The sequence below is a fragment of the Polaromonas sp. SP1 genome (assembly GCF_003711205.1).
In the GTDB taxonomy this organism is placed as follows: domain Bacteria; phylum Pseudomonadota; class Gammaproteobacteria; order Burkholderiales; family Burkholderiaceae_C; genus Polaromonas.
In genome coordinates this window covers 3,225,497-3,248,391 of sequence record NZ_CP031013.1, presented here as the reverse complement: position 1 = coordinate 3,248,391, position 22,895 = coordinate 3,225,497, and the positions used below count along the sequence as shown (strand labels likewise).

27 protein-coding genes are annotated in these 22,895 nt (G+C 62.9%); 12 read left to right on the top strand and 15 right to left on the bottom strand.

Annotated features, from left to right (window positions below):
- Nucleotides 1–144: 144 nt before the first annotated feature.
- From DT070_RS15465 to DT070_RS15455, 3 genes are all read left to right on the top strand, one after another.
- Nucleotides 145–1,296 carry an ABC transporter substrate-binding protein gene (locus DT070_RS15465; RefSeq protein WP_122956206.1) on the top strand — a complete coding sequence of 384 codons (1,152 nt, stop codon included), beginning with the start codon at nt 145–147 and terminating at the stop codon, nt 1,294–1,296.
- A 396-nt stretch (nt 1,297–1,692) separates the two neighbouring features.
- Complete coding sequence (gene ppx / locus DT070_RS15460) at nt 1,693–3,192, top strand: exopolyphosphatase (protein WP_122956205.1); 1,500 nt, start codon at nt 1,693–1,695, stop codon at nt 3,190–3,192.
- 123 nt (nt 3,193–3,315) lie between these two features.
- Nucleotides 3,316–3,798 (top strand): hypothetical protein, encoded by a 483-nt coding sequence (locus DT070_RS15455; protein ID WP_122956204.1) that lies wholly within the window; start codon nt 3,316–3,318, stop codon nt 3,796–3,798.
- A 75-nt stretch (nt 3,799–3,873) separates the two neighbouring features.
- Here DT070_RS15455 and DT070_RS21395 read toward each other — a convergent pair whose 3' ends face one another.
- From DT070_RS21395 to DT070_RS15415, 8 genes are all read right to left on the bottom strand, one after another.
- Nucleotides 3,874–4,584, bottom strand: a complete 711-nt coding sequence (locus tag DT070_RS21395; RefSeq protein WP_153976354.1) for a hypothetical protein — start codon at nt 4,582–4,584, stop codon at nt 3,874–3,876.
- A gap of 161 nt (nt 4,585–4,745) precedes the next feature.
- A complete protein-coding gene (locus DT070_RS15445) occupies nt 4,746–5,192 on the bottom strand; it encodes a hypothetical protein (protein ID WP_122956202.1) in 447 nt (148 codons plus the stop codon).
- Nucleotides 5,193–5,547: 355 nt separating this feature from the next.
- Complete coding sequence (locus DT070_RS15440) at nt 5,548–6,021, bottom strand: histidine phosphatase family protein (protein WP_122956201.1); 474 nt, start codon at nt 6,019–6,021, stop codon at nt 5,548–5,550.
- A gap of 1 nt (nt 6,022) precedes the next feature.
- Nucleotides 6,023–8,116 carry a polyphosphate kinase 1 gene (ppk1, locus tag DT070_RS15435; RefSeq protein WP_122956200.1) on the bottom strand — a complete coding sequence of 698 codons (2,094 nt, stop codon included), beginning with the start codon at nt 8,114–8,116 and terminating at the stop codon, nt 6,023–6,025.
- A gap of 90 nt (nt 8,117–8,206) precedes the next feature.
- On the bottom strand, nt 8,207–9,292 hold the full coding sequence (locus DT070_RS15430) for a glycosyltransferase family 1 protein (protein ID WP_122956199.1): 1,086 nt from the start codon (nt 9,290–9,292) through the stop codon (nt 8,207–8,209).
- On the bottom strand, nt 9,289–10,161 hold the full coding sequence (locus DT070_RS15425) for a UDP-2,3-diacylglucosamine diphosphatase (protein ID WP_122956198.1): 873 nt from the start codon (nt 10,159–10,161) through the stop codon (nt 9,289–9,291). The genes DT070_RS15430 and DT070_RS15425 overlap by 4 nt, the downstream gene beginning before the upstream one ends.
- A complete protein-coding gene (locus DT070_RS15420) occupies nt 10,161–11,027 on the bottom strand; it encodes a GNAT family N-acetyltransferase (RefSeq protein WP_122956197.1) in 867 nt (288 codons plus the stop codon). Before DT070_RS15420 ends, DT070_RS15425 begins: the two co-directional genes overlap by 1 nt.
- A gap of 87 nt (nt 11,028–11,114) precedes the next feature.
- A complete protein-coding gene (locus tag DT070_RS15415) occupies nt 11,115–11,375 on the bottom strand; it encodes a hypothetical protein (protein ID WP_122956196.1) in 261 nt (86 codons plus the stop codon).
- 292 nt (nt 11,376–11,667) lie between these two features.
- On the opposite strand from DT070_RS15415, the gene DT070_RS15410 reads away from it, so the two are divergent.
- Nucleotides 11,668–11,979 (top strand): plasmid stabilization protein, encoded by a 312-nt coding sequence (locus DT070_RS15410; protein WP_122956195.1) that lies wholly within the window; start codon nt 11,668–11,670, stop codon nt 11,977–11,979.
- Between the two features lie 26 nt (nt 11,980–12,005).
- Here DT070_RS15410 and arsH read toward each other — a convergent pair whose 3' ends face one another.
- Nucleotides 12,006–12,713 (bottom strand): arsenical resistance protein ArsH, encoded by a 708-nt coding sequence (gene arsH / locus DT070_RS15405; protein ID WP_122957433.1) that lies wholly within the window; start codon nt 12,711–12,713, stop codon nt 12,006–12,008.
- Between the two features lie 7 nt (nt 12,714–12,720).
- Nucleotides 12,721–13,161: an arsenate reductase (glutaredoxin) gene (gene arsC, locus DT070_RS15400; RefSeq protein ID WP_122956194.1), complete on the bottom strand. Its 441-nt coding sequence runs from the start codon at nt 13,159–13,161 to the stop codon at nt 12,721–12,723.
- A gap of 70 nt (nt 13,162–13,231) precedes the next feature.
- Here arsC and DT070_RS15395 point away from each other — a divergent pair, with 70 nt between their 5' ends.
- From DT070_RS15395 to DT070_RS15380, 4 genes are all read left to right on the top strand, one after another.
- Nucleotides 13,232–13,594, top strand: a complete 363-nt coding sequence (locus tag DT070_RS15395) for a helix-turn-helix transcriptional regulator (RefSeq protein ID WP_122956193.1) — start codon at nt 13,232–13,234, stop codon at nt 13,592–13,594.
- Nucleotides 13,595–13,633: 39 nt separating this feature from the next.
- Complete coding sequence (locus tag DT070_RS15390; protein ID WP_122956192.1) at nt 13,634–14,086, top strand: ArsI/CadI family heavy metal resistance metalloenzyme; 453 nt, start codon at nt 13,634–13,636, stop codon at nt 14,084–14,086.
- A 71-nt stretch (nt 14,087–14,157) separates the two neighbouring features.
- Nucleotides 14,158–14,799, top strand: a complete 642-nt coding sequence (locus DT070_RS15385) for an aquaporin (protein ID WP_228778679.1) — start codon at nt 14,158–14,160, stop codon at nt 14,797–14,799.
- A 30-nt stretch (nt 14,800–14,829) separates the two neighbouring features.
- Nucleotides 14,830–16,050 (top strand): MFS transporter, encoded by a 1,221-nt coding sequence (locus DT070_RS15380; RefSeq protein WP_122956191.1) that lies wholly within the window; start codon nt 14,830–14,832, stop codon nt 16,048–16,050.
- Between the two features lie 29 nt (nt 16,051–16,079).
- On the opposite strand, the gene DT070_RS15375 is transcribed toward DT070_RS15380, so the two are convergent.
- From DT070_RS15375 to DT070_RS15360, 5 genes are all read right to left on the bottom strand, one after another.
- Nucleotides 16,080–16,544, bottom strand: a complete 465-nt coding sequence (locus DT070_RS15375; RefSeq protein WP_122956190.1) for a hypothetical protein — start codon at nt 16,542–16,544, stop codon at nt 16,080–16,082.
- 266 nt (nt 16,545–16,810) lie between these two features.
- Complete coding sequence (locus DT070_RS21390; protein WP_153976355.1) at nt 16,811–16,993, bottom strand: hypothetical protein; 183 nt, start codon at nt 16,991–16,993, stop codon at nt 16,811–16,813.
- A gap of 51 nt (nt 16,994–17,044) precedes the next feature.
- A complete protein-coding gene (locus DT070_RS15370) occupies nt 17,045–17,551 on the bottom strand; it encodes a GNAT family N-acetyltransferase (protein WP_122956189.1) in 507 nt (168 codons plus the stop codon).
- Between the two features lie 122 nt (nt 17,552–17,673).
- Nucleotides 17,674–18,510 carry an amidohydrolase gene (locus DT070_RS15365; RefSeq protein WP_122957431.1) on the bottom strand — a complete coding sequence of 279 codons (837 nt, stop codon included), beginning with the start codon at nt 18,508–18,510 and terminating at the stop codon, nt 17,674–17,676.
- 5 nt (nt 18,511–18,515) lie between these two features.
- Nucleotides 18,516–19,541: an aldo/keto reductase gene (locus DT070_RS15360; RefSeq protein ID WP_228778484.1), complete on the bottom strand. Its 1,026-nt coding sequence runs from the start codon at nt 19,539–19,541 to the stop codon at nt 18,516–18,518.
- 152 nt (nt 19,542–19,693) lie between these two features.
- Here DT070_RS15360 and DT070_RS15355 point away from each other — a divergent pair, with 152 nt between their 5' ends.
- Genes DT070_RS15355 through DT070_RS15340 form a run of 4 tightly spaced genes read left to right on the top strand, consistent with a single transcriptional unit; the run spans nt 19,694 to nt 22,867 of the window.
- Complete coding sequence (locus DT070_RS15355) at nt 19,694–20,140, top strand: RbsD/FucU family protein (RefSeq protein WP_122956188.1); 447 nt, start codon at nt 19,694–19,696, stop codon at nt 20,138–20,140.
- A gap of 5 nt (nt 20,141–20,145) precedes the next feature.
- The gene (locus DT070_RS15350) at nt 20,146–20,862 is read left to right on the top strand and encodes a GntR family transcriptional regulator (protein WP_122956187.1); all 717 of its coding nucleotides are present in this window, start codon (nt 20,146–20,148) and stop codon (nt 20,860–20,862) included.
- Nucleotides 20,859–21,791, top strand: a complete 933-nt coding sequence (locus DT070_RS15345) for a dihydrodipicolinate synthase family protein (RefSeq protein ID WP_122956186.1) — start codon at nt 20,859–20,861, stop codon at nt 21,789–21,791. The genes DT070_RS15350 and DT070_RS15345 overlap by 4 nt, the downstream gene beginning before the upstream one ends.
- Before the next feature lie 59 nt (nt 21,792–21,850).
- On the top strand, nt 21,851–22,867 hold the full coding sequence (locus DT070_RS15340; RefSeq protein ID WP_122956185.1) for a sialic acid TRAP transporter substrate-binding protein SiaP: 1,017 nt from the start codon (nt 21,851–21,853) through the stop codon (nt 22,865–22,867).
- Nucleotides 22,868–22,895: the final 28 nt, after the last annotated feature.

Sequence of the window (22,895 nt, the reverse complement as noted above, 5' to 3'; positions counted from 1 at the left end):
CAACGGGCCAAGCCTCCGGGTTTGGCCCGTTTTTCATTTGAATTTATAGCGTTTTCGTGCTCTAGCCCAGGTACAGCCTGCACTTTCAGCTACTGTTTTTATAGCAAACATACCGGGGCGGCATCGCCCACCAGGGAGCATTCAATGCCATTTCAAACGCTCGTCTTGAGCCGCCGCCAGTTGCTGCAACGCGCCAGCCTGATCACGGCAGCCGCAGCGGTTGCACGCCCCGCCTGGGCACAGCCCGGCAAAAGCGCTTCATCGCGCAGCATCACGGTGGCGCAAGCGGTCGACTTTTCCCAGGCGCAGCAGGACGTGTCCAAGGACTTCCTGATCGGCTCACGTGCCGCCTGGCAGGACATCAACCTGCGCGGCGGCGTTCGCGGCCGGCAGGTCCAGCACCAGGCGCTGGAGACGGACGGCACGCCCGCCAGCCTGCGCACCGCGCTCGACTCGGTCAAGGACAACCCCTCCTGCGTGGTGCTCTCGGGCAGCGTCGGCGACCAGGTTGCCAGCCAGATCGTGGCGCTTTCCATGCAGGGCGGGCTGAACATCCCCCACGCCGCGCCGTGGCTGCAAAACTCCAGCCTTGAGATCGACGACAAAACCTTCCCCATCTTTGCCGCGCGCCAGGAGCAGATTGCCTATGCCCTGAAAAGCCTCACGGCCATGGGCCTGAAGGAGCTGGGGGCGATTTACGCCACCGCGCAGGACTACGCCGCGTACCACACCGACGTCGAACGCATCGCCGCCGGCATGCAGCTCAAGCTGCAGGCTTTCAGGGCAGCGGGTGATTTGCGCGCCCTGGGCCAGAAGCTCACCCCCAAGACGCCCGCCGTTCTGCTGTTTGTGGGCGGAACGCCCGAACTGGCCGAGTTCACGCAGGGCATGGAAAAGCAGGCCCGCCAGCGCTACATCGTGGCCCTGGCCGACGTCAACCTGCAGACCATGCTGCAAATGGGCGCCGGCCGCAACACCCCCGTCATCGCCACCCAGCCGGTGCCGCTGGTCAATGCCAGCCTGCCGGTCGTGCGCAGTTACCGCGAAACACTGGCCCGCCTGTTTGACGAGCCGCCCACACCGCTGAGCCTGGCCGGCTTTATCGCCGCACGCTACACCTACGAGGTGCTGAACGACGTGGAAGGCGCCCTGAACCGCGCAAGCGTTCTGAGCGCTTTCCAGCGCCGAACCAACCTGAACGTCGGCGGGTTCGCCGTCAGCTTCAACCCCCAGCGCCGTAGCGGCACCTACGTCACGCAAAGCATGATGACAGTCGACGGCCGGCTCATTGGGTAAGAGCGGGTAATGCTGATGCGAGTCCCACGTGAACACTATGCCCAGCCCATAGAAGCTGTTTACGATTTATTGAGGGCCACGTTGGGGTGCAATCGGGATGAGTTGGTGGCCCAGGGCCCGCTGCATGGGCTCATGCCCATGCAAGGGACTGGGGCGCCAAATCGCCTGACCGCCCAGCCGGCCGGCTGGGCGTCGTGCAGCTGCCCCAACGGGGATGCAAACGCGACAGCGTTTGCGTCACCCCAACCCGGAGGGCAGGAGCCTTTTCGGGCGGTCTGCGGCGTTGCGGCGCTAGCCAATAGCGGGCTATTGGCGGCGCACCGCGCCTTGCATCCCATCCCGAAAAGATTCCTGCGCGGCCCCCAATAAATCGTAAATAGGTTCTTAAACTCAGGCATGCAAAATGGAACGCTGCTCGCCGCTGTTGACCTCGGGTCCAACAGCTTTCGTCTTGAAATTGGCCGCTTTGACCACGGCCGCATCCACCGCACCGAATACCTGAAGGAAACCGTCCGCCAGGGCAACGGGCTCGACGCCGACCGCAACCTGACTCCTGAAGCCATGCAGCGCGGCTGGGACTGCCTGGCACGCTTCGGCGAGCGCCTGGCCGGCTTCAAGAAATACCAGGTGCGCGCCGTCGCCACCCAGACCCTGCGTGAGGCCCGCAACCGCGAAGAGTTCCTGGCGCGCGCCCACAAAATCCTCGGCTTTCCCATCGACGTGATCCCCGGCCGCGAAGAAGCCCGCTTGATTTACCAGGGAGTGGCCCACCTGCTGCCGCAGTCCGACGAACGCCGGCTGGTCGTCGATATTGGCGGGCGCTCCACCGAGATGATTCTGGGGAAAGGGCTGGACGCACGCACCATGGAGTCCTATCGCGTCGGCAGCGTCGCCTGGTCGATGAAGTATTTCCCCGACGGCCAGTTCACCGCCCGCGCCTTCCAGACGGCCGAGGTGGCCGCCAAGGCGGTGCTCGACGAAGCCGTCAATGCCTACCGCTCCAGCGCCTGGGACACCGCCTACGGGTCCTCCGGCACCATTGGGGCCGTCAGCGATGTGCTGACCGCATCGGGCTGGCCTGCAGGCCATGTCACGCGCGAAGGCCTCGACTGGCTGCTGGACCGCCTGCTCAAGGCGCAAAGCGCAGACCGCCTCAAGCTCGACGGCATGAAAGACGACCGGCGCGCCGTGATAGGCGGCGGCGTCAGCGTGCTGCGCGCCGTGTTCGACCTGCTGGACATCACGCAGATGGAAGCCGCGCAAGGCGCCTTGCGTCATGGCGTGCTCTATGACCTGGTAGACCGCGAACAGGATTTGACGGACCTGCGCTCCACCACCGTGCAGCGCCTCGCCAGCAAATTCAACGCCGACAGCGCACAAGCCCAGCGCGTCAGCAAAGTCGCCAAGCAATTGTTCGTTATGGTTTGCGCCGGCATGCCCGCCGCGGAATCTGCGCGCTTTCAGCGCAAGCTTGAATGGGCGGCCGAACTCCATGAGATTGGCAGCCAGATCTCGCACAGCGACTATCACAAGCACGGCGCCTACATCCTGGACAACGCCGACGCGCCGGGTTTTGCGCTGCCCGAGTTGCACCGCCTGAGCCTCTTGGTGCTGGGCCACCGCGGCAAGCTGCGCAAGCTGGAAGTCAATTTTGAAGACCGGGTGTTCATCCAGCAGCTGCTGTGCCTGCGCCTGGCCGTCATCCTCTGCCACGCCCGGCGCGACCCCGACCTCAAAGGCCTGCAACTTGAAAGCGGCGCCGAGCCCGGCAGGCTCTTTGTGCTGAACTGCCGCGCCGGCTGGGCGCAGGCCTTTCCGCAATCGGCGCACCTGCTGCAGGAAGAAGTCCTGGCGTGGCAAAAAACGCCATGGACGCTGGTCGTTCCCAGCGCCTGAGCCGCCGCCTCCCCTCTTTCGCCTCGCAATGCAGCCGCAGCCGGGCAGGCTTGACCGCGCCCAATTAAACCGTATAAACTGTATATACGGTTTATTTGACCGCTCAACTAAAAGGATCAATCCATGGCAACCAGCAAAAAAGCAACTGCGAAAACCTCTGCAACGGCCGCTCCGGCAACGCCGGCCAAACCGGCTGCAACGCCGAAAGCCCCTGTGAAAACCGCGGCCAAGCCCGCCCCGAAAAAGGCATCCCCCGCCAAGGCCCCCGCCGGCAAAGGCACCGTCAAAAAAGCCACCGTGAAAAAGGCCGGCGCCAAAAAGCCCGCAGCAAAACCCCAGGCCAGCACCAAGCCCGCCAAAGCCACCAAGCCCGAAAAAACCAAAAAACCAAAACTGGTGCGCGACAGCTTCACCATCCCCAAGGCTGAGTATGTGGTCCTCGACGACCTCAAACAACGCGCCGCCAAGCTCACCCGCCCGGCCAAGAAAAGCGAACTGCTGCGCGCCGGCATCAAGCTGCTGGCCAGCATTTCCGATGCGGCTTTCCTGACGGCGCTGGAGCAGGTTCCCGCCATCAAGACTGGTCGCCCTACGCTCGGTTCTTAAGCCACGCAAAGGCAACTTCCAGCGCTCGCAAGAGCGCTGGTTATGAGGCAACTGCAGTAAGCAAATCTAACGGCTTTATTTGTCGTAATAAACGACGGATGGGAATTCGAAGTTGTTCCCACGAGCTTGACTCCACTGCGCGAATGCCGCATCCGGCATCTCTGCGCAGTAGGTAGCCCACTCTGACATCAAGCGCCTGTAATGCTCCAGCTCATTATTTAAGGCAGCTCGATGAGGGAGACTCTCTACCTTCCCGATGAATCCTGCAGCTTTGCAAAGCGTCTCGTTCGCTTCATCGACGGTTCCGATGAGGCGAGATTCCGACAGGTGATGCGTTTGAAAATCTACATCGCTCAAACAACATTCGGCGAGCCGCACAACGGAGGTTTGTTCATCTGGTTGAAGCTCCAGCGCGGCCTGGAAATGCCGGATGTCATGCGACAGAAGCCCCAGGTTAACGCGAGGCAAAACTTCCTGTGGGCAGGCCTCAATCCACTCCTCCAGAATGTGCATCAGTTCCGTTTTTATCGGATGCGGAAGTAGTTGATGCACGCCGGGATTTGCGCTTTGGAGTTGAACCAGGCGCACACAAATTTTCCGTTGAGATGCAAGGTCCAGGGTTTTGAGATGCCTGGAAAACAATGACGCGGCTTCGTGCGCCTGTTTCCTGAGGCCTTTCTCGCGAAGAAGGCAGTATTGGCCGAAAAGTGCCAAATCGGTCTCAGACCTATAGGCGGCTCCAATGGACGCCAAGCCTTCGAAGTTTGTTTGGTTCCAATAATGCATCTATGACTCTCCGACACATACACGTTATGCGGTTAACGTTTAAACGCGCCCGCCTGTGGAGGCCAGGGAAGGCAGCTTTAGCATGTCGGGGTAACGAAGGGTTGGGCGGAACTGACAGACGGCGGATGAATGGCGTTACAAGCGTCACCCAAACTTTGCCATCACCAGTTGTACCAGACGACGATACGGATGCCTTCATCGTTGTACTTACCAGATCGTTCCAAGGTACGGAGAAGATCAAACACCGTTGACCACTCAGTGTGCGGTGCTACTTCCGACGTTAACGGGTGGGTTTTCATATCGCGCCATGTAGCATGCGTGTAGCCACCGAATTCTCCGGTGCCAAACTGCTCTTCATGGTCAGCAATGCCTGCAAGATCATATTTCACGGAGGTTGAAGCGTCATCGGGGATACCACGCAATGGCGCCAGTGCACGGATTTGTACTTCGCCAGTCACAACGCGCTTGGACAAGCAAAAAAGCTCTTCCGACACCTCGTCATAAGTGTCAATGAGAGGCCCTAAGCGAATTAAACCCGCCCAGGCATTCTTCTCCGGTGTATCCACCGAGCAGGCAACTTCCACCCAACCTTCAATCCAGAATGACATTTGATCTTGGCTAACGTTTAATAAGGCAACTGCAGAACCGTCCCGCAATCCCGCCTAAAGTAATGTATGCCGCAAAACCTGCGGCATAACCTGGCGACTGCAATCTGATCTGGACATCCAAACCTCCTGCAAGCCGACCACGTATTGGACTTTCAGGCAGTTTACGGAAGTCCTACCGACAGCAGAATTTCAGGGAAACCCGTAGCGCTGTATCGCCGTCTATCCACTCCTGAATCAAGTCCGGGAACGATGCGGTGTTTAAGCTATGGCTTTGGACTCAAAAGCTTCAGTACGTTTGGTTATTCACCGGCATGGACGCAAAGGCTCGTCGCGGCTTGAGCCGATTCGCGCCAGCTCAGAGTACCTCAGGCGACTGCACCGTCACCACCACCGTCTGGTCCATGCCATCGCGGTCGCGGTTGCGCAGCCACCAGAGCGCGCCCTTCTTCACAGGGCAATCGCTTTCCTGCAGCCCCAGCAAATGCGCAATGGTTTGGCCCAGTATGGGCTGATGACCCACCACCAGAATCGGTGACTTGGCCGTGGGCCATTGCACCAATTCCAGCAGCTGTTCCACCGTGGCGTCGGGCGCCAGCTCGTTGCGGATTTTGTACTTGCGGCCGAGTGCGAGAGCGGTCTGCTCGCAGCGCCTCGCCGGGCTGACGAAGATGCGCGCGCCTTCAGGCAGCTGGCGGTCCAGCCAGTTGGCCATGCGGGCTGCCTGCTTCTCGCCCCGGCTCGTCAGCGAGCGTTCAAGATCGCTGCCGCCCTGCGGGTCACCTTCGGGCCAGTCTTCTGCCTCTGCGTGACGCCACAGGATGAGGTCCATGTCATTTGTCCTGGTGTTGGGGGGCCGAGTAGCGGGCCATCAGGGCCGCCTGCGCGCCGTGGCGCGGGGCGTCGCCCTGCTGGCTCACCCGCAGGTAGGTGCCGTCGGGCTGCAGGTCCCAGGCATCGCGCCCGTCGTGCAAATAAGCCACCAGGCATTCGTCGATGATGCGCTGGCGGAGCACCGGGTCGTTCACCGGCCAGGCCAGCTCGACCCGCCGCAGCATGTTGCGGTTCATCCAGTCGGCGCTGGACAGCAGCAAGGTCTCTTCTTCGCCGCTGCGGAAGTAAAACACCCGTGAATGTTCAAGGAAACGGCCGATGATGGAGCGCACGCGGATATTGTCCGTCACGCCCGGCACCTGGGCCGGCAGCATGCAGGCGCCGCGCACGATCAGATCGATCTTTACGCCGCGTTGGCCGGCCTTGACCAGCCCGAGCATCAGGTCTTCGTCGGTCAGCGCATTCATCTTGGCCACGATGCGCGTGTCTTTGCCTTGCAAGGCGGCCTCGCCCAGCGCGTCGATTTTTTCGATCAGCTTGCGGTGCAGCTGTAACGGCGCCAGCAGCAAATGGTGCAGCTTGGGCAGGCGGCTCTGGCTGGCCAGGTGCACGAACACGTTGTCGATGTCGGCCGTCATCAGGTGGTCGGCCGTGAGGTAGCTCAGGTCGGTATACAGGCGCGCCGTGCGCGGGTTGTAGTTGCCGGTCGACAGATGGGCGTAGCGCACCAGGTGCCTGCCTTCGCGGCGCGTCACCAGCAGCATCTTGGCGTGGGTCTTCAGTCCAACTACGCCGTACACCACCTGCGCGCCTATCGACTCCAGCATTTCGGCCCAGTTGATATTGGCCTCTTCGTCAAAGCGCGCCTTCAATTCCACCACCACGGTGACTTCCTTGCCGCGCCGCACGGCTTCGCGCAGCAGCACCATCAGCTCCGAGTCGGCGCCGGTGCGGTAAATGGTTTGTTTGATCGCCAGCACCTGCGGGTCGTTGACGGCTTCACGCAGGAAGGCGAGCACGCCGTCAAAGCTCTCAAAAGGCTGGTGAATCGACACATCGCCTTCCTTGAGCCGCTCAAAGAAGGACTCGCCGGGCTGCAGCTGCGTGGGGTAGCAGGCACTGTAGCTGGGGAACAGCAGTTTGGGGTCGTTGACCAGATCCACCAGCTGCGTCAGGCGCACCAGGTTTACCGGGCCATGCACGCGGTACAGCGAGGGCGCCGGCAGGTTGAACTGCTTGAGCAAAAAGCTGGCCAGGTGCTCGGAACACCCTGCAGAAACCTCCAGCCGCACAGCCTGCCCGTAGTGGCGCTGCTCCAGCCCCTGGCGCAAGGCGGTGCGCAGGTTTTTCACATCGTCTTCATCCACCGCCAGATCGGAGTGGCGCGTGACGCGGAACTGCGAGAACTGACCCACATCGCGGCCGGGGAACAGCTCCGCCAGGTGCGCACGGATCACGCTGGAGAGCGACACGAAGAGCCGGCTCTTGTCCTTGCCGTGGGCCGGCATGTGAATAAAGCGCGGCAGCACCCGGGGAATCTTGACGATGGCAATGTCGTTTTCGCGGCCGAAGGCGTCGTGGCCGCTCAGGCGCACGATGAAATTGAGCGATTTGTTAGCCACCTGCGGAAAGGGGTGCGAAGGATCAAGCCCCACCGGGATCAGCAAAGGCCGCACTTCCCTTTCGAAATACTCTTTCACCCACCGGCGCTGGGCCGCATTGCGCTCGCCGTGGGAGACGATGCGTATGCCCTGGCGCTCAAAAGCCGGCAGCAGGTCGTCGTTGTAAAGCGAGTACTGGCGTGCCACCATGTCGTGCGCGGCGGCAGACAGGGCCTTGAAGGAATCGGCCGTATAGACGCCCTTCGATTCGCCGGCCTGGGCGGCCGTGAGGTGCGGCGCGGTGCGAACCTCAAAGAACTCGTCCAGGTTGGACGAGACGATGCACAAATACCTCAGCCGCTCCAGCAAGGGCACGTCCGGGCGCTTGGCCCAGTCCAGCACCCGCTCATTGAAGGCAAGAATGCTGTGGTCGCGATCCAGGAACTGGACGGGTGGCGCGGCGGCGGCCACCGAGGCGGGTGAGGTGGGCATCAACAAGGAGGTATCTGTCAGTAAAAGTAAGTCACAGTGTTGACGGTTTTTATGACAAAGGCGTGACAGTACTTTTGACTGATGTTGCACCTACCTGAGTGGACTGACAAGGGTTGCCCTTGGGCTTACGGGGGTTGCTTTTGCAGTGTTTGGTGCTGCCGGCACGAGGTAAGACTCGAACAATTGCGCGGCTTGACCCCAGCTGAAGTCCAATGCGCGCAAACGGGCTTCATGGCGCGGCACCGCCAATGCGCTGTAACAAGCCTGTTGCAAGTCTTCATTCATGACACCGCCGTGACAGCTTCCGTCGGGTTTCCCCAGCACTTCAAGTGGCCCATCGACCGGGTAGGCCGCGACCGGCGTGCCGGCAGCCATGGATTCCAGCATCACCAGGCCAAAGGTTTCCGACCGGCTGGGAAACACAAAGACATCGGCAGCCGCATACACCTTGGCAAGTTCGTCCCGCGCCAGCACACCCATCCAGCGAACCTGCGGATAACGCTCCTTGAGCGAGACCTCCAGCGGCCCCACCCCGCAGACCACCTTGGTGCCGGGAATGTCCAGCTTCAGGAAGGCGTCGATGTTTTTCTCATAAGACACCCGGCCCACAAACAGCGATACCGGGCGCACCAGCGTGCCCATGGGCGGGTACAGGCGCGGCTGCGGCTCAAAGCCGAAAAGCGCTGTGTCCACCCCGTGCGTCCAGCTGCGCAGGTTCTGGAAGCCCCGCTGCTCCAGCATGCGCAGCACGCCGTGGGTCGGCACCATGACGCCGGACGACGGCCTGTGGAAATGGCGGAACAGCGCATAACCCCATGAAAGCGGGATTTTGAGCGCAGCGTGAAGGATCTCGGGGAATTTGGTGTGAAACGCGGTTGTGAAACGCAGGCCGCGCTTGAGGCAGTAGCCGCGTGCCGCCCAGCCCAGCGGGCCCTCAGTCGCGACATGGATGGCTTCGGGGCCAAACGCGTCCAGCTTTTCCGTCAGGCCGCGTTTGGGCCGCACGGCCAGGTCAATGCCCGCATAACCCGGACAAGGCCGCGTCTTGAACAGGCCCGGGTGAATGACTTCCACCTGGTGCCCCAGGGCTTCAAGTTCGCGCACCAGCTCAACCAGGGTGGTGACAACGCCATTGACCTGCGGTTGCCATGCGTCGGTGACCAGCGCGACCTTCATGCCACCACCGTCGATGCCGCATGGCCGCGGCCCTGCGTTTCATGTGCGGGCGCCCAGTGCACCAGCTCCAGCGTGCCGTCGAAGTTTTCCACCAGCGCGGTGCGGCTTTCCACCCAGTCGCCGTCGTTGCAGTACAGCACGCCGTTGATGGTGCGCATTTCAGCGCGGTGGATGTGCCCGCAGACCACGCCCTGGTGGCCGCGCCGGCGTGCCTCGTTGGCCACCGCCACTTCAAAATCGGTGACGTAGTTGAGCGCGCTCTTGACCTTTTGCTTCAGGTAGGCCGACAGCGACCAGTAAGGCAGTCCCATGCGGGCACGCAGGCTGTTCAGGTGGCGGTTGAGTTTGAGCGTGAATTCATACAGGTTGTCGCCCACATAGGCGAGCCACTTGGCGCACTGCACCACGGCGTCGAAGTAGTCGCCGTGGATGACCCACAACTGGCGGCCGTCGGCGGTGGTGTGCACGGCTTCATCGATCACCTCGATGCCGCCGAACTGGTTGCCGATAAATTCACGCGCAAACTCATCGTGGTTGCCGGGCACATAAATGATGCGGCAGCCTTTGCGGGCGCGGCGCAGCAGTTTTTGCACCACGTCGTTGTGCGACTGCGGCCAGTACCAGCGGCGGCGCAGCTGCCAGCCGTCCACGATGTCGCCCACCAGGTAGAGGTTGTCGCTGGGGTGGGCTTTCAAAAAGTCCAGCAGCGCGGCCGCCTGGCAGCCGGGCGTGCCCAGGTGGATGTCGGAGATAAAGATGGTGCGGTAGCGTTTGCGCAGCGAGTCGTCGTCGTCATGGTCGTCGCTGCCCCCGCCAAAGCCACTCCCAGACGAACCGAGCGCGCCCATCGCGTCAAACATGCTTCGCATCAGGCCTCCGACGAGTTGCCGGCTAGCGGTTTGCCGGAGAAATGTTTCAGGTAGCGCGGTGGCAGGTCGGCGATGCGCATCATCATGGGCAGGTCGGCCGAGTTGAAATCGGGGTCCCAGGCCGGTGCGCCCAGCACCTTGGCGCCCAGGCGCAAATAACCCTTGATCAGTGCGGGCGGCTCCACATCCAGCGTGTCGTCCAGCTGCTCCACCGGCAGCGCCAGGCGCGGCGTAACGCGGTATTCGATAGGTGCGAGATGCGTTTCACGCACCTGGCGCCAGATGCTGGCGGCCGCATGCCCGCTCGATACACCGTTGTGCTGCATCGGGATGCTGGCGCAGCCGATCATGGTGTCGAGCTGGTTGCGCGACATGAACTCGGCCAGCGCGCCCCACAGTGCCAGGATGACGCCGCCGTGGCGATGGTCGGCATGCACGCAGCTGCGGCCCAGCTCGACCATGCGCTCGCGCAACGCGCGCAGGCGGGTCAGGTCGAACTCGGTGTCGCTGTAAGTGCTGCCGACGCGCCGGGCTTGCGTCGGCGTCAGCACGCGGTAGGTGCCGATGACGTCCTGCGTCGCCTCATCGCGCACCAGCAGGTGTTCGCAATAGTCGTCAAACAGATCTACGTCGTGGCCGGGCAGCGTCTTCGACAGGTTCGCGCCCATTTCGAGCGCGAAGACCTGGTACCTCAGGCGCTGCGCCTGCCGGACCTCGTCCTGGTGCCGGGCCCAGCTGACCGAGATTTTCCCCACGGCAGGCCTTTGAACAACGGCGGGAATGACAGCATGACCGCTTTGATGAAGTGACCCCCGTGGCATTGCGACTGGCGACAATGCAAAGGTGGGATTGGGCAGTTCTTTCATGGCTAACTCCTTGTTTCCTTGTGTCTCAACAATCTCGACAACTTCAAATCGCGCTGTAAAAAAGCCCCAGAAATGGGGCTTCGACTCTCAATCACCGGCGGTCAGAAAACCCGCCTTGTCACGTCGCCCCAAACCCGCGGCCAGCATGGGCCGCGCATTTGACAAACCTTCCAGCCAGGGCCGGGTCCCTGCCTTGAAACGCAAACCACCCGGGCTGTTGGCAAAAGCCTGGGCCGTGCAACGCAAAATGCGCAGGCACTGCTTGTTGAGGTCTTGAATGCCGGCGCTCAAGCTGCGGCTGGCTTGTGTCGATTCGGTTCCCATCGGGTGCTCTGTCATGCTGGTCATGACGTGATTCTGGAAGTGGGGGGTGACGCGTTCGTGTCAGTTCAATGGCAGTTGTGTGACAGCGCCAAAGAAATCTGCTGAAACCGCGTTTTGCCGGAAACCCTGCGCACGGGTATCCAGCTTGCTATTAAATCAATAGCTAAAAGCCAATACCCCGTCTTGGCTGGCGGCCTTTTTCACGTAGGAAACGGCCGACTTCGCTTTTGGAATGCCGCGTTCAAAGGCCCCGCTTCCCGCGCATTAATTTGGAGGTCCCAGCATCAAGGACTCATGCACCCAAAGGAGACGCACCATGCCAAAAGGCGACAAGTCGGCCTACACCGACAAGCAAAAGCGCAAGGCCGAACACATTGAAGAAGGCTATGAAGACCGCGGCGTCGGCAAGGAAGAAGCCGAACGCCGCGCCTGGGCCACGGTGAACAAGGAAAGCGGCGGCGGCGAAAAGTCCGGCTCAGGGCGTGGCAAGCCGGAGAACCATTCGGCTTCACGCAAGGGCGGGCGACTGGGCGGCTCCGCAGCGGCCGCCCGGCCCGCAGCGGAGCGCTCAGCGTCGGCGAAAAAAGCCGCGGCCACCCGCAGGCGCAACGCGGCCTCGGCGAAATAACGGCCCGACAGGGGCCGCAGCTTTCTTTAAATGGCGCGCTGGTTCACGCGCCTGGACAAGGCTTCGGCGCTTTCCTTGCGTTCGCTGTAGCGATCCACCAGGTAAGGCGACACATCCCTGGTGAGCAGCGTGAACTTCACCAGTTCCTCCATCACGTCAACGATGCGGTCGTAATACGCCGAGGGCTTCATGCGCCCGGCTTCGTCGAACTCCAGAAAAGCCTTGGCCACCGACGACTGGTTGGGAATCGTCAGCATGCGCATCCAGCGGCCCAGCACGCGCATCTGGTTGACGGCGTTGAAGGACTGCGAACCGCCCGAGACCTGCATCACCGCCAGCGTTTTGCCCTGCGTGGGCCGCACCGCGCCATCGGCCAGCGGAATCCAGTCGATCTGCGACTTCATGATGCCGGTCATGGCGCCGTGCCGCTCGGGCGAGCACCAGACCATGCCCTCGGCCCACTGCGCCAGTTGCCGCAACTCCTGCACCTTGGGGTGCGTGTCCGGCGCGTCGTCGGGCAGAGGCAGGCCGCTCGGGTTGAAGGTGCGCGTCTCCGCGCCCATGGCCTGAAGCAGGCGTGCCGCTTCTTCACTGGCCAAGCGGCTGTAGGAGCGTTCACGCACCGAGCCGTAGAGCAGCAGGATGCGCGGCGCATGCGTGCCGGGTGCGGAGTCTCGCAGCCCTAGCGAGGGCAATGCAAAGAGCGTAGGGTCAATGTTCGGCAGGTCGGCCATCAAGGTATCAACGGCCTGCAACACGTTCACCCCGCTCGTTAATCACCTGCTCGCCGTCTTCCTTGGCAAACGCACCGCGCTGCGGCAAGGGCAGGATGTCCAGCACGGCTTCCGAAGGGCGGCACAGGCGCGTGCCCAGCGGCGTCACCACGATGGGCCGGTTGATCAGGATGGGGTGGACCAGCATCGCGTCAATCAACGCGTCGTCACCCAACGCCGGGTCGTCCAGGCCCAGCTCCGTATACGCCGCTTCTTTTTGCCGGATCACCTCACGCACCGGCACTGCCATCTGGGCCACCAACGCCTGCAGCTTTTCCCGCGTCGGCGGTGTTTTCAGGTATTCGATGACTTCCGGCTCGATGCCGGCATTGCGGATCAGCGCCAGCGTGTTGCGTGAGGTGCCGCATTTCGGGTTGTGATAGATGGTGACTGGCGGGTGGGACGGCATGGGAGCTCCTTGAAGATGAATGGATTGTGGGTGGCTTGCATCGATTCAATAATTCAATTATATTTGAATTATGGAATCTTTAACCCCTTTGCCGCAATTCACCACACTCGACGAGAGCACCGCCGTAAAGGCACTGGCCGCCTTGGCGCAAGCCCAGCGCCTGCGTGCTTTCCGCGCCCTCGTCGTCGCCGGCCCTGAAGGTTTGACGCCAGGCGTCATGGCCGAACAGCTCGGTGTTGCCCCCAGCGCCCTGTCTTTCCATCTGAAAGAACTCGCGAACTCAGGCCTGGCGAGCAGCGAGGCACGCGGGCGCAACCTGATCTACCGCGCCAGCTTCGGCCAGATGAACGCCCTGCTCGGCTACCTGACCGAGCACTGCTGCGAAGGCGGCAGCTGCGAAGTCGATGCGCAAGCCGGTTGCGCCGCCTGCTAACCAATATTCCACCCACACACCTACGTCAAGGAGAACCTCATGAAACGCTTCCACGTCCATGTGCACGTCAAAGACCTCCAAAAAAACATCGCCTTCTACTCGGCCATGTTCGAGCAGCAACCCGCACGCACCGAGGCCGACTACGCCAAATGGATGCTGAACGACCCACCGGTCAACTTCGCCATCTCCACACGCGGCGACGCACCCGGCGTGGACCACCTGGGCATCCAGGTCGAGCGGGCCGAAGAGCTGGATGCCCTCAAGGCCAGCGCCACCCGCGCCGACATGACCTTGCTGGATGAAGGCCCCACCACCTGCTGCTATGCCCGCAGCGACAAATACTGGCTGACCGACCCGCAGGGTATTGCCTGGGAGCAGTTCCATACGCTGGACAACATTCCGGTGTTCAGCGAAGCCAAGCCCGCCACCGGCAAGGCTTGCTGCGCCGTGCCGGCTGACGCACCCTCCGGCGCAAAAGCGGCGTGCTGTTAAGTCCTGCCGCGGCTCCAACGCCGCAGCTCCCTGACGCGCCTTCGCTCGCGCGCCAGGCGCTCGCGGAGTTTGTGGGCACCGCCGCCCTGCTCTGCGCCGTCATCGGCTCGGGCATCATGGCCGAGCGCCTGTCGGGCGGCAACATGGGCGTGGCGCTGCTGGCCAACACGCTGGCCACGGTGTTTGCGCTGTATGTGCTGATCGAGGTGCTGGGCCCGGTCAGCGGTGCGCACTTCAATCCGCTGGTCACCCTGGTTATGTGGTCAAAAAGGCCTCCAGCCCATACTGCGCATGCGCTTCTAGCTATATCTTTTATAGCATCCCAGCTTTTGGGTGCGGTGGCCGGCGCCTGGCTGGCGCATGCGATGTTTGACATGAACGTGATGCAGTTCAGCAGCAAGGTCCGCACCGGCAGCGGCCAGTGGCTGGCCGAAGCCGTGGCGACTGGCGGGCTGATCCTGGTCGTGCTGCGCGCGCCGCCCGCCAAGGCGCCGGCGCTGGTGGCCTGCTACATCGGCGCGGCTTACTGGTTCACCGCCAGCACCTCGTTTGCCAACCCGGCGGCCGTACTGGGCCGCATGCTGTCCGACAGCTTTGCCGGCATCGCGCCCGTCAGTGCGCCGGGCTTTGTGCTGGCGCAGGCGGCCGGGGCGTTGGCGGGTGTGGTGTTGCACCGCGCGCTCGGCGTACGGCAGGCGCCCGACCCAGCCTGAGGCGGGCGCATCCTTGGTACCCTTGGGCTCGTGACTTCGACCAGCCGCACCGCCACCATCGTCCAGCTGGGCATTGCCCAGACGCTGGCCTGGGCTTCGAGCTACTACCTGCCGGCCATCCTGGCGGTGCCGATGGCGCGCGACCTCGGCGTCAGCACACCCACTGTGTTTGCCGCGTTCTCTGCCGCGCTGGTGGTGTCCGCACTGCTGGGGCCGGCGGCCGGCAAAGCCATAGACCGGCACGGCGGCAAGCCTGTGCTGGCGGCCAACAGCCTGATTTTTGCCGCCGGGCTGGCCACGCTGGCCTTCGCGCAGGGGCCGGTGGGCCTCCTTGCCGGATGGGTGATCCTGGGCGTGGCCATGTCCGCAGGCCTTTATGAAGCAGCCTTTGCTGCGCTGGTGCATCTCTACGGCAAAGACGCGCGCGGCGCCATCACCGGCATCACGCTGTTTGCCGGTTTTGCCAGCACCGTGGGCTGGCCGCTCACAACCTGGCTGGAGCTGGAATGGGGTTGGCGCGCGACCTGCCTCACCTGGGCGGCGCTGCATCTGCTGCTGGGCTTGCCGCTCAACTGGCGGCTGCCCGCCTCGCCGGCTCACGCGACGCCGCACGGAGCCGCAGAAGCACCGCTTGAAGTCACCCCCGTTGAAACAGCAAACCCCGCAGCCGCATCAACGGCAAACTCCGCCACCCGCACCGCCATCCTGCTCGCCCTGGTGTTCGCGGTGACCTGGTTCATCAGCACCGCCATGGCCGCCCACCTGCCGCGTCTGCTGCAGGCCCATGGCGTGCCGCTGGCCACCGCACTGATTTTTGCCGGCCTGGTCGGCCCCGCGCAGGTGGCTGGCCGATTGCTGGAATACGGCCTGCTGCGCAACATCCACCCGCTGATCTCAGCCCGCGTGGCCGGTGCGATGCACACGCTGGGCGCAGCGGTGTTTCTGTTTTTCGGCGTGCCGGCCGGTGCACTGTTCACCGTGCTGCACGGCGCCGGCAACGGTGTGCTGACGATTGCCAAAGGCACGCTGCCGCTGGTCTTGTTCGGTGTGCGCGACTACGGTGCGCGCCAAGGCGTGTTGATGGTGCCGGCGCGTTTTGCGCAAGCCACGGCGCCGTGGCTGTTCGGCCTGGCGATTGACCGCTTCGGCGCGGGCGCGTTGTGGTTTTCAGCGGCATTGGGTTTGGTGGCTTTTGCGGCGCTGATGCTGCTGCAAGACTCTTCGCGCGTAAAGGCCCAGCGTCAGAATTAATTCCTGTCGAAGAGAAGCAGGCGGACCGTTTACCGCCGGACCGCCAGCGCCACAACCGCCGCCCCGGCGGCAACAATCAGCGCGTCTTCAATCAAACCGCTGCGGGTCTGGCCCATGCGTGCCATCGCGCGCTTGCGGCCTGCGAGCGTGATGTAGGCCAGCGGTACGGCCGTTGCAACCGCCGTTAAAGCGCCGGCCTGTTCGCGGCCACGGGGAGCCAGTGCAGCGCCTGCGATGCCTGCGCTCATCACGCGCGCCAGCAGTCCCAGAAAGACGGTGCGGTCAGGTGCGGTCTTCATCTTGTCGCCCAACAATTCGCCCACACCCATGGCCAGGGCGCCATGCCTGAACAGCGGGCGGTCCAGCAGGACAAGCCTCCCCGGCGTGCGACGGCCAAGAACCCGTGCTGCCGCGATGGTGGCCATTGGCGTCATGGAGCGCGCGCAGGCGACCGCGCCGATGAGGGCGGAGAAAAGCAGACCGTTGTTTTTCATGTTGCATCCGTGGCTGATACTAAAAAGCCATGGTGCTTGGGCCTGCTACCTGGAAGAAGGAGAAAAACACGCGACCAGCCGTAGGAGGGAGCGAAGGCTGGTTAGATCGAAGCGAGCCTGCAGTCAGTGGGGAAAAAGGCTGCTTTGGCCCCAAGCGGACGTCATGCCTTCTTTTGTTGTGCTCGACTTTCCCGGATGGCGTGAACGTCTTTGCGTATGGATCTGGGAGTCACTATCGCCACGAAAACTGCGAGGGCGAATTGAAATCAGAAAGCAAGCCAAAACACCGTTGGCTCGCTTTCCAGGCGAATCCATCGATTGGCCTTGCTGAACTTGATTTCGCCAGTAAACACGGCCTGGAGGCAAACCCGTCCGAGAATAAGCGCGAAGCAAAGCGCGGCGATATTGCCGATCAAGGAAAGATAAGGACTGTTCCACCAGCGTTTCATGCTTCTGGATCCTGATATCTGGTTCTGACCGATTGAGGCATTGAGGCGCCCTCACTCCAGCCACTTCTGAAAGAACCGCGCCTGCCCCATGGCCGGGTCCAGCTGGAAGCCACCAAAGCCCACGCGCTCATACAGCTTGATGGCGCGCTCATTGCCTTGCAGTGCTTCCAGCGTCAGCTTGCAGGCGCCGCGTTCTCGCGCGATCTCTTCCACCTTCGCCAGCATCTTTTCGCCGATGCGCTGGCCGCGATGACCGGGGCGCACGGACACGTCGTGGACATTGACCAGTGGGCGGCAGGCGAAGGTGGAGAAGCCCTCGATGCAGTTGATGAGGCCCACGGCCTGCTCGCCCTCGAAGGCGAGCACGCTAAAAGCCTGTGGGCGCGCGGCGAGTTCCTTGATGAGGTTGCCTTTGGCGAAGTCGCTGAGCGGGTGGCCGCCGCCGGCCAGGTCGCGCGCATACACATCGAGTAGGTCTACGACTGCGGCTGCGTGCACGGGGTTAGCGTAGTCTGCGCGGCAGACGCGTACGGAGGAGGAAGTTGTTGATTCAGTCATCGGGCGATTCTAAATACCTCATCACTTCAATGGGGTTTACGCAAACCATGACCACCCTGTCGGTGGCGAAGGGCTTCGTCACGCTCAGCCCGAACGGTGTGGAGCCTGAGTGACGAGAATATTTAAGCCCCGCCCAACCGGTAAAGCCGCGCTGCATTGCCCCCCATCACCGCCGCCTGGTCTTTCGCATCCAGCCCGGCAAGCAATTGTTGCGTCTCGCCCCACCATTGCGCATAACTACCGGCCAGCTCCAGCACCGGCCAGTCGCTTCCCCACACGACACGGTCAGCGCCAAAGCTCTGCAGCACATGTTCGCCCCAGCGCCTTACAGCGCCCGGCTGTGGTCGCGGACCAGCCTCGGTCATCAGGCCTGAGAGTTTGCACATGGCATTGGTTTCCTTGGCGATGCGCGCCATTCCATCTGCCCAGGGTTGCCACTCGCCCGCAGCGATGTCCGGCTTGGCGCAATGGTCTATCACCATGCGCAACTCAGGGTGGCGCGCAGCCAGCGTCAGGATGTGCGGCAGGTGCACGGACTTCACCAGCGCGTCAAATACCAGGCCGCAATCGGCCATGGCGCGCAGGGCCGGCGCCAGTGCGGGTTGCAATATCCATTCGGGATCCGCGATGTCCTGCAGCATGGGCCGTAAACCCTTCAGGCGCGGGTGACTGGCCAGTTTTTCGATACGGGCCGGAGCGTCAGCGGCCAGCAGGTCTACCCAGCCCACCACGCCCAGTACGGCGGGGTTGGCATCGGCCTGCGCCAGCAGAAACTGTGTCTCCGCCTCGGCCGGTGCAGCCTGCACCAGCACGCCACCCGTGATGCCGTGCGGCACGGATTGCGCCTTCCAGTCGGCCACGGCCACATCGCGGTAAATCGGCGCCAGCGCCGGGGTCAGCCAGCCATAGTCGCCGCGCGCGAGTTGCCAGCAATGAAAGTGCGCGTCGATCTTTGCCATCGCGGTCATGGCGTAGGTGCCTCTGATGGCAGCAGGCCCTGCTTGCGCAAGTCGGCCCAGAATTCCGGGGGAATCGGGTGCTGCATCATCGCCACCGCATCGGCCCACTCGGCGACCTTGCGTGCGCCCAGCATCACGATCTCCACCGCCGTGTGGGCCAGCGGAAACTGCAGCGCCGCCGCGCGCAGCGGCACGCCATGCGCCTCACAAACCAACTCAATGCGGGAAGTCCGCTCCAGCCATTCGCCGGCAGCGGGCGCGTAATTAAAGCTCGCCGCGCCGCCGCGTGCGCCCGTGGCCAGGATACCCGAATTGAACACCCCACCCAGTGCAACAAGGACGTTGCGCGCCGCGCATTGGGGCAGCAGCGCAGCCAGCGCGCTGTGGTCCAGCAGGCTGTAGCGCCCGGCCAGCATCAGCACATCCAGCCCGACTTCGCGCAGCACCTGCAACACCACATCCACGTCGTTGGTGCCCAGGCCGATGGCGCGTATCAACCCTTCCCGCTTCATCTGCCGCAGCTCGGGCAAAGTCTCCTCAATCACCTGACGCAGTACCGCAGGCGCGCGTTCACCGTGCGAGGCGGCATCGGGGTCATGAACATACACCACGTCCAGCCGCGGCAGGCCCAGGCGCTGCAGGCTTTCTTCCACGCTGCGGCGTGTGCCGGCGGCGCTGAAGTCCCACACCTGGTTAAAGGGCAGTATGTCGACGTAGCCGTGCTGCGCGCGCGGGGCATTCGCATCGGGCAGCAGCAGCCTGCCCACCTTGCTGGAGAGCACATAGCTGTCCCGCGGGTGCCCGCGCAGCGCATCACCCAGGCGCCGCTCCGACAGGCCGTGGCCGTAATGCGGCGCGGTGTCAAAGGTGCGGCAGCCATCGGCCCAGGCGGCATCCACCAGCGCCCTGGCATCGGCATCAGAGACGGCGCTGAACAGGTTGCCCAGCGGCGCACCGCCCAGGCCCAGCCTGAGGCCGCTTCCTTCGCAGGCAGAAAAAACAGGGGCCATGCCCCCAGTCGCAGTGGTCATGTCGGCTTTGACTTTGTTCAATTTCGTTCGGATTCAGGGTTAGTCCTGATAAAAGGTCAGTTATGTTATGACTAACATGTCAGTGATCGACAGCGGGAAATCCCGAGGTTTTGCAAAAACCGGGCTCCGCAGCTGTTCACCACATTGCTCCCATGCTCAAAAACATTTCCCCCCTGCTCACGCCCGACGCCCTGCATGCCCTGGCCAGCATGGGCCATGGCGACGACGTGGCGATTGTGGATGCGAACTTCCCTGCTGCCCAGGTGGCAGGCAAAAGCGGCGCACGGCTGGTGCAGTTGGCGGGTGCCACTGCGCCTCAAGCACTTCAAGCGGTGCTGCAGCTTCTGCCGCTAGACAACTTTGTGCCCGACGCTGCCTGGACCATGCAGGTCGTCGGTGATGCTTCAGCCATTCCCGAGCCCGTGGCCGAATTTACGAACGTACTTCGCCAAGCCGGCGAGCGCCCCGCCGTCTCGCTTGAGCGCTTTGACTTTTACGCACAAGCCCAAAACGCCTTCCTCATCCTGCAAACCGGTGAGCAGCGAAAGTACGGCAACATCCTGCTTCGCAAGGGTGTGATTTCCAGCGACGCGAGCTGAAGCTCATGAGCAACGCTGCGCACTCCACGGCCTCCGCTCCGATCAGCCTGCGCGCGCAGGCGTACGAGAGTTTCCAGCAGCAGATCGTTGACGCCAACATCCGCCCGGGCCAATTCATCTCGCAGCGCGAGCTGATGCAACTGCTGGGCATGCCGCTGGGCGCGGTGCGCGAGCTGATTCCGCGCCTGGAAGCCGAAGGCCTGCTCAAGACCGTGCCGCAGCGCGGCCTCCAGGTGGCCCATGTCGATCTGAAGCTGATCAACAACGCCTTCCAGCTGCGCCGCCTGCTCGAGCGCGAGGCCGCCAGCCGCTTTGTGACGACGGTGTCCGACTCCGACCTGGCCATGATTGAGCTGGCCCACCTCAACATCGTCAAGCGCGCCAAAAAGAAAGCCATTGACGACGCCCTGCTGGAAGACGCCACCACGGTCGACTGGGGCCTGCACGATTTGATGATCGACGCATTGGGCAACGAACTGATCTCCGAGGTCTACCGCATCAACAGCCTGCGGGTGCGGCTGATCAAGCTCGAAGGCTCCACCCTTTCCCCGGACGTGCTGATTCCCGCGATGGAAGAGCACCTCTGGTTTATTGACGCCCTCAAGCGGCGCGACGCACAAGCCGTGGTCGACCGCCTGAGCCACCACATCGACAGTGCGCACCGCCGCGTGCTCGGTTTGCCGCGGCCCGATATGCCGTGGTCTTTGGAGACCCTTGAATGACGCGTTCTTTCCCCGCCGCCGACAAATCCTTTCGCGGCATCTGGCCCGCCCTGCTGACGCCGCTCACGGCCGGGCTAGACATTGACCACGCCAAATTTGCGGCGCATTGCAAGACGCTGATCGCCACCGGCTGCCCAGGCGTGACGGCTTTCGGCACCACGGGCGAAGGCCCTTCGTTCTCGCTGCAAGAGCGCAAGGACGCGATCGACCAGCTCATCAAAAACGGCATTCCGGCCGCGCAGATCATGGTCTCGACCAGTTGCGCCGCCTTGCCCGAAACGCTGGAGCTCACGCGCCACGCCGTCAAGGCCGGTGTGCACGGCTGCCTGATGCTGCCGCCGTTTTTCCTCAAGGGCGTGTCCGACCAGGGCATCATCGACGGCTACCGCTATGTCATCGACGGCATGGCCGGCACGCCCTTCAAGATGTACCTGTACCACATCCCCCAGGTCACGGGCGTGCCGCTGTCGCACCACGTCATCAGCACACTCAAAAAGCAATACCCCGACACCATCGTCGGCATCAAGGACAGCGCCTGCAGCACCGAGCATTCGGTGGGCCTGGCGAACGCCTTCATGAAAGACATGACGGTTTACGTCGGCTTTGAGCCCGACCTTCCAGAGATGGGCAGGCGCGGCAGCACAGGCGCCATCAGCGGCCTGGCCAACTTCATGCCGCGCCTGGTCAAACGCCTGGTGACAGAGCCCGAAGCCGCCGCCACACCGGCCGAACGCGAGCGCGTCGTCCAGCTGATCGGCTTGCTGAACGGCTACTCGCTGATGCCGGCGCTCAAGGGCATCATGGCCATGCTGAGCGGCGACAAGGCCTGGCTGCGCGTGCGCGCGCCGCTGGTGGCGTTGACGGCCGACGAGTACCAGGCGCTGGAAAAAACCATCGCCGCTTTCGGGATTGATACAAAATCCGACTGATTGCCCAAAGTAGAACCGGGGCCTGAGCCCCAACGATTGACCTAAAAAAGGAGACAACCATGAAGACTTCCCTCTCATCCACCCTTCGCCGCACCCTTTTGGCCGCGGCTTCCGCCACCGTGTTGATGGGCGCCCTGCTGCCCGCCGCCCAGGCCCAGAACAAGATGGTGCTGCGCGTGTCGACGCCCGCCGTGCCGGACGACTGGCACGCCAAGATGTGGACGGTCTTCAAGGAGAACCTCGAAAAAAGCGCGCCTGGCGAATTCGACGTGCAGATCAACCTGAATGCGTCGCTTTTCAAGCAAGGCACGGAGCCGGCCGCCATGGCGCGCGGCAACCTGGAGCTCTCGTCCATCTCGGCCTTCGACATCGCCAAGCTGGTGCCCGAGTTCTCCATCTTCACTGCCGGCTACATCGTGCGCGACCCGGACCACCAGCAAAAGGTGTTCTCCGGCCCCATCGGCACCGAGATGTTCAAGCATGTCGCGGAAAAGATGGAAGTCACACCGCTGTCCACCGTCTACCTCGGCACGCGCCAGGTCAACCTGCGCGAAGCCCGCAACGTCAAGGTGCCGGCCGACCTCAAAGGCGTGAAGCTGCGCATGCCGGGCTCCAAGGAATGGCTGTTTCTGGGTGAAGCCCTGGGCGCCACCCCCACGCCGCTGGCCTTCGGCGAGGTCTACCTGGGCCTGAAGACCGGCACCATCGACGGCCAGGACAACCCCCTGCCCTCCGTGCGTGCGGCCAAGTTCTACGAAGTGACCAAGCAGATCGTCATGACCAGCCACCTGGTGGACGGCATCTTCATCGCGATTTCCAACAAGGCCTGGAACGGCATGAACGCGGCGCAAAAGACCAAGGTCACTGCCGCAGCACAGGCCGCAGCCGTCTACAACAATGAAAACCGCATCAAGGAAGAAGGCCAGCTGGTGGACTTTTTCAAGAAAGAAGGCCTGCAGGTCACCACACCGGACGTGGACGCTTTCCGCAAGACCGTGCAGACGACTTACCTGAACTCCGACTACGCCAAGGTCTGGCCCAAAGGCCTGCTCGAGCGCATCAACGCGACGAAGTAAGTCCGGCGGCAAGCACCAGGCACCACAA

Coding starts and splice junctions, on each gene's coding strand:
- DT070_RS21390 (WP_153976355.1), bottom strand. CDS start 16,993: ATGAAACGCTGGTGGAACAGTCCTTATCTTTCCTTGATCGGCAATATC.
- DT070_RS15430 (WP_122956199.1), bottom strand. CDS start 9,292: ATGAAGGTCGCGCTGGTCACCGACGCATGGCAACCGCAGGTCAATGGC.
- DT070_RS15420 (WP_122956197.1), bottom strand. CDS start 11,027: ATGAAAGAACTGCCCAATCCCACCTTTGCATTGTCGCCAGTCGCAATG.
- DT070_RS15375 (WP_122956190.1), bottom strand. CDS start 16,544: ATGAAAAACAACGGTCTGCTTTTCTCCGCCCTCATCGGCGCGGTCGCC.
- arsC (WP_122956194.1), bottom strand. CDS start 13,161: ATGCCGTCCCACCCGCCAGTCACCATCTATCACAACCCGAAATGCGGC.
- ppx (WP_122956205.1), top strand. CDS start 1,693: ATGCAAAATGGAACGCTGCTCGCCGCTGTTGACCTCGGGTCCAACAGC.
- DT070_RS15370 (WP_122956189.1), bottom strand. CDS start 17,551: ATGACTGAATCAACAACTTCCTCCTCCGTACGCGTCTGCCGCGCAGAC.
- ppk1 (WP_122956200.1), bottom strand. CDS start 8,116: ATGCCCACCTCACCCGCCTCGGTGGCCGCCGCCGCGCCACCCGTCCAG.
- arsH (WP_122957433.1), bottom strand. CDS start 12,713: ATGGCCGACCTGCCGAACATTGACCCTACGCTCTTTGCATTGCCCTCG.
- DT070_RS21395 (WP_153976354.1), bottom strand. CDS start 4,584: ATGCATTATTGGAACCAAACAAACTTCGAAGGCTTGGCGTCCATTGGA.
- DT070_RS15390 (WP_122956192.1), top strand. CDS start 13,634: ATGAAACGCTTCCACGTCCATGTGCACGTCAAAGACCTCCAAAAAAAC.
- DT070_RS15445 (WP_122956202.1), bottom strand. CDS start 5,192: ATGTCATTCTGGATTGAAGGTTGGGTGGAAGTTGCCTGCTCGGTGGAT.
- DT070_RS15355 (WP_122956188.1), top strand. CDS start 19,694: ATGCTCAAAAACATTTCCCCCCTGCTCACGCCCGACGCCCTGCATGCC.
- DT070_RS15345 (WP_122956186.1), top strand. CDS start 20,859: ATGACGCGTTCTTTCCCCGCCGCCGACAAATCCTTTCGCGGCATCTGG.
- DT070_RS15455 (WP_122956204.1), top strand. CDS start 3,316: ATGGCAACCAGCAAAAAAGCAACTGCGAAAACCTCTGCAACGGCCGCT.
- DT070_RS15440 (WP_122956201.1), bottom strand. CDS start 6,021: ATGGACCTCATCCTGTGGCGTCACGCAGAGGCAGAAGACTGGCCCGAA.
- DT070_RS15415 (WP_122956196.1), bottom strand. CDS start 11,375: ATGACCAGCATGACAGAGCACCCGATGGGAACCGAATCGACACAAGCC.
- DT070_RS15425 (WP_122956198.1), bottom strand. CDS start 10,161: ATGCGAAGCATGTTTGACGCGATGGGCGCGCTCGGTTCGTCTGGGAGT.
- DT070_RS15360 (WP_228778484.1), bottom strand. CDS start 19,541: ATGACCACTGCGACTGGGGGCATGGCCCCTGTTTTTTCTGCCTGCGAA.
- DT070_RS15395 (WP_122956193.1), top strand. CDS start 13,232: ATGGAATCTTTAACCCCTTTGCCGCAATTCACCACACTCGACGAGAGC.
- DT070_RS15350 (WP_122956187.1), top strand. CDS start 20,146: ATGAGCAACGCTGCGCACTCCACGGCCTCCGCTCCGATCAGCCTGCGC.
- DT070_RS15465 (WP_122956206.1), top strand. CDS start 145: ATGCCATTTCAAACGCTCGTCTTGAGCCGCCGCCAGTTGCTGCAACGC.
- DT070_RS15410 (WP_122956195.1), top strand. CDS start 11,668: ATGCCAAAAGGCGACAAGTCGGCCTACACCGACAAGCAAAAGCGCAAG.
- DT070_RS15365 (WP_122957431.1), bottom strand. CDS start 18,510: ATGGCAAAGATCGACGCGCACTTTCATTGCTGGCAACTCGCGCGCGGC.
- DT070_RS15340 (WP_122956185.1), top strand. CDS start 21,851: ATGAAGACTTCCCTCTCATCCACCCTTCGCCGCACCCTTTTGGCCGCG.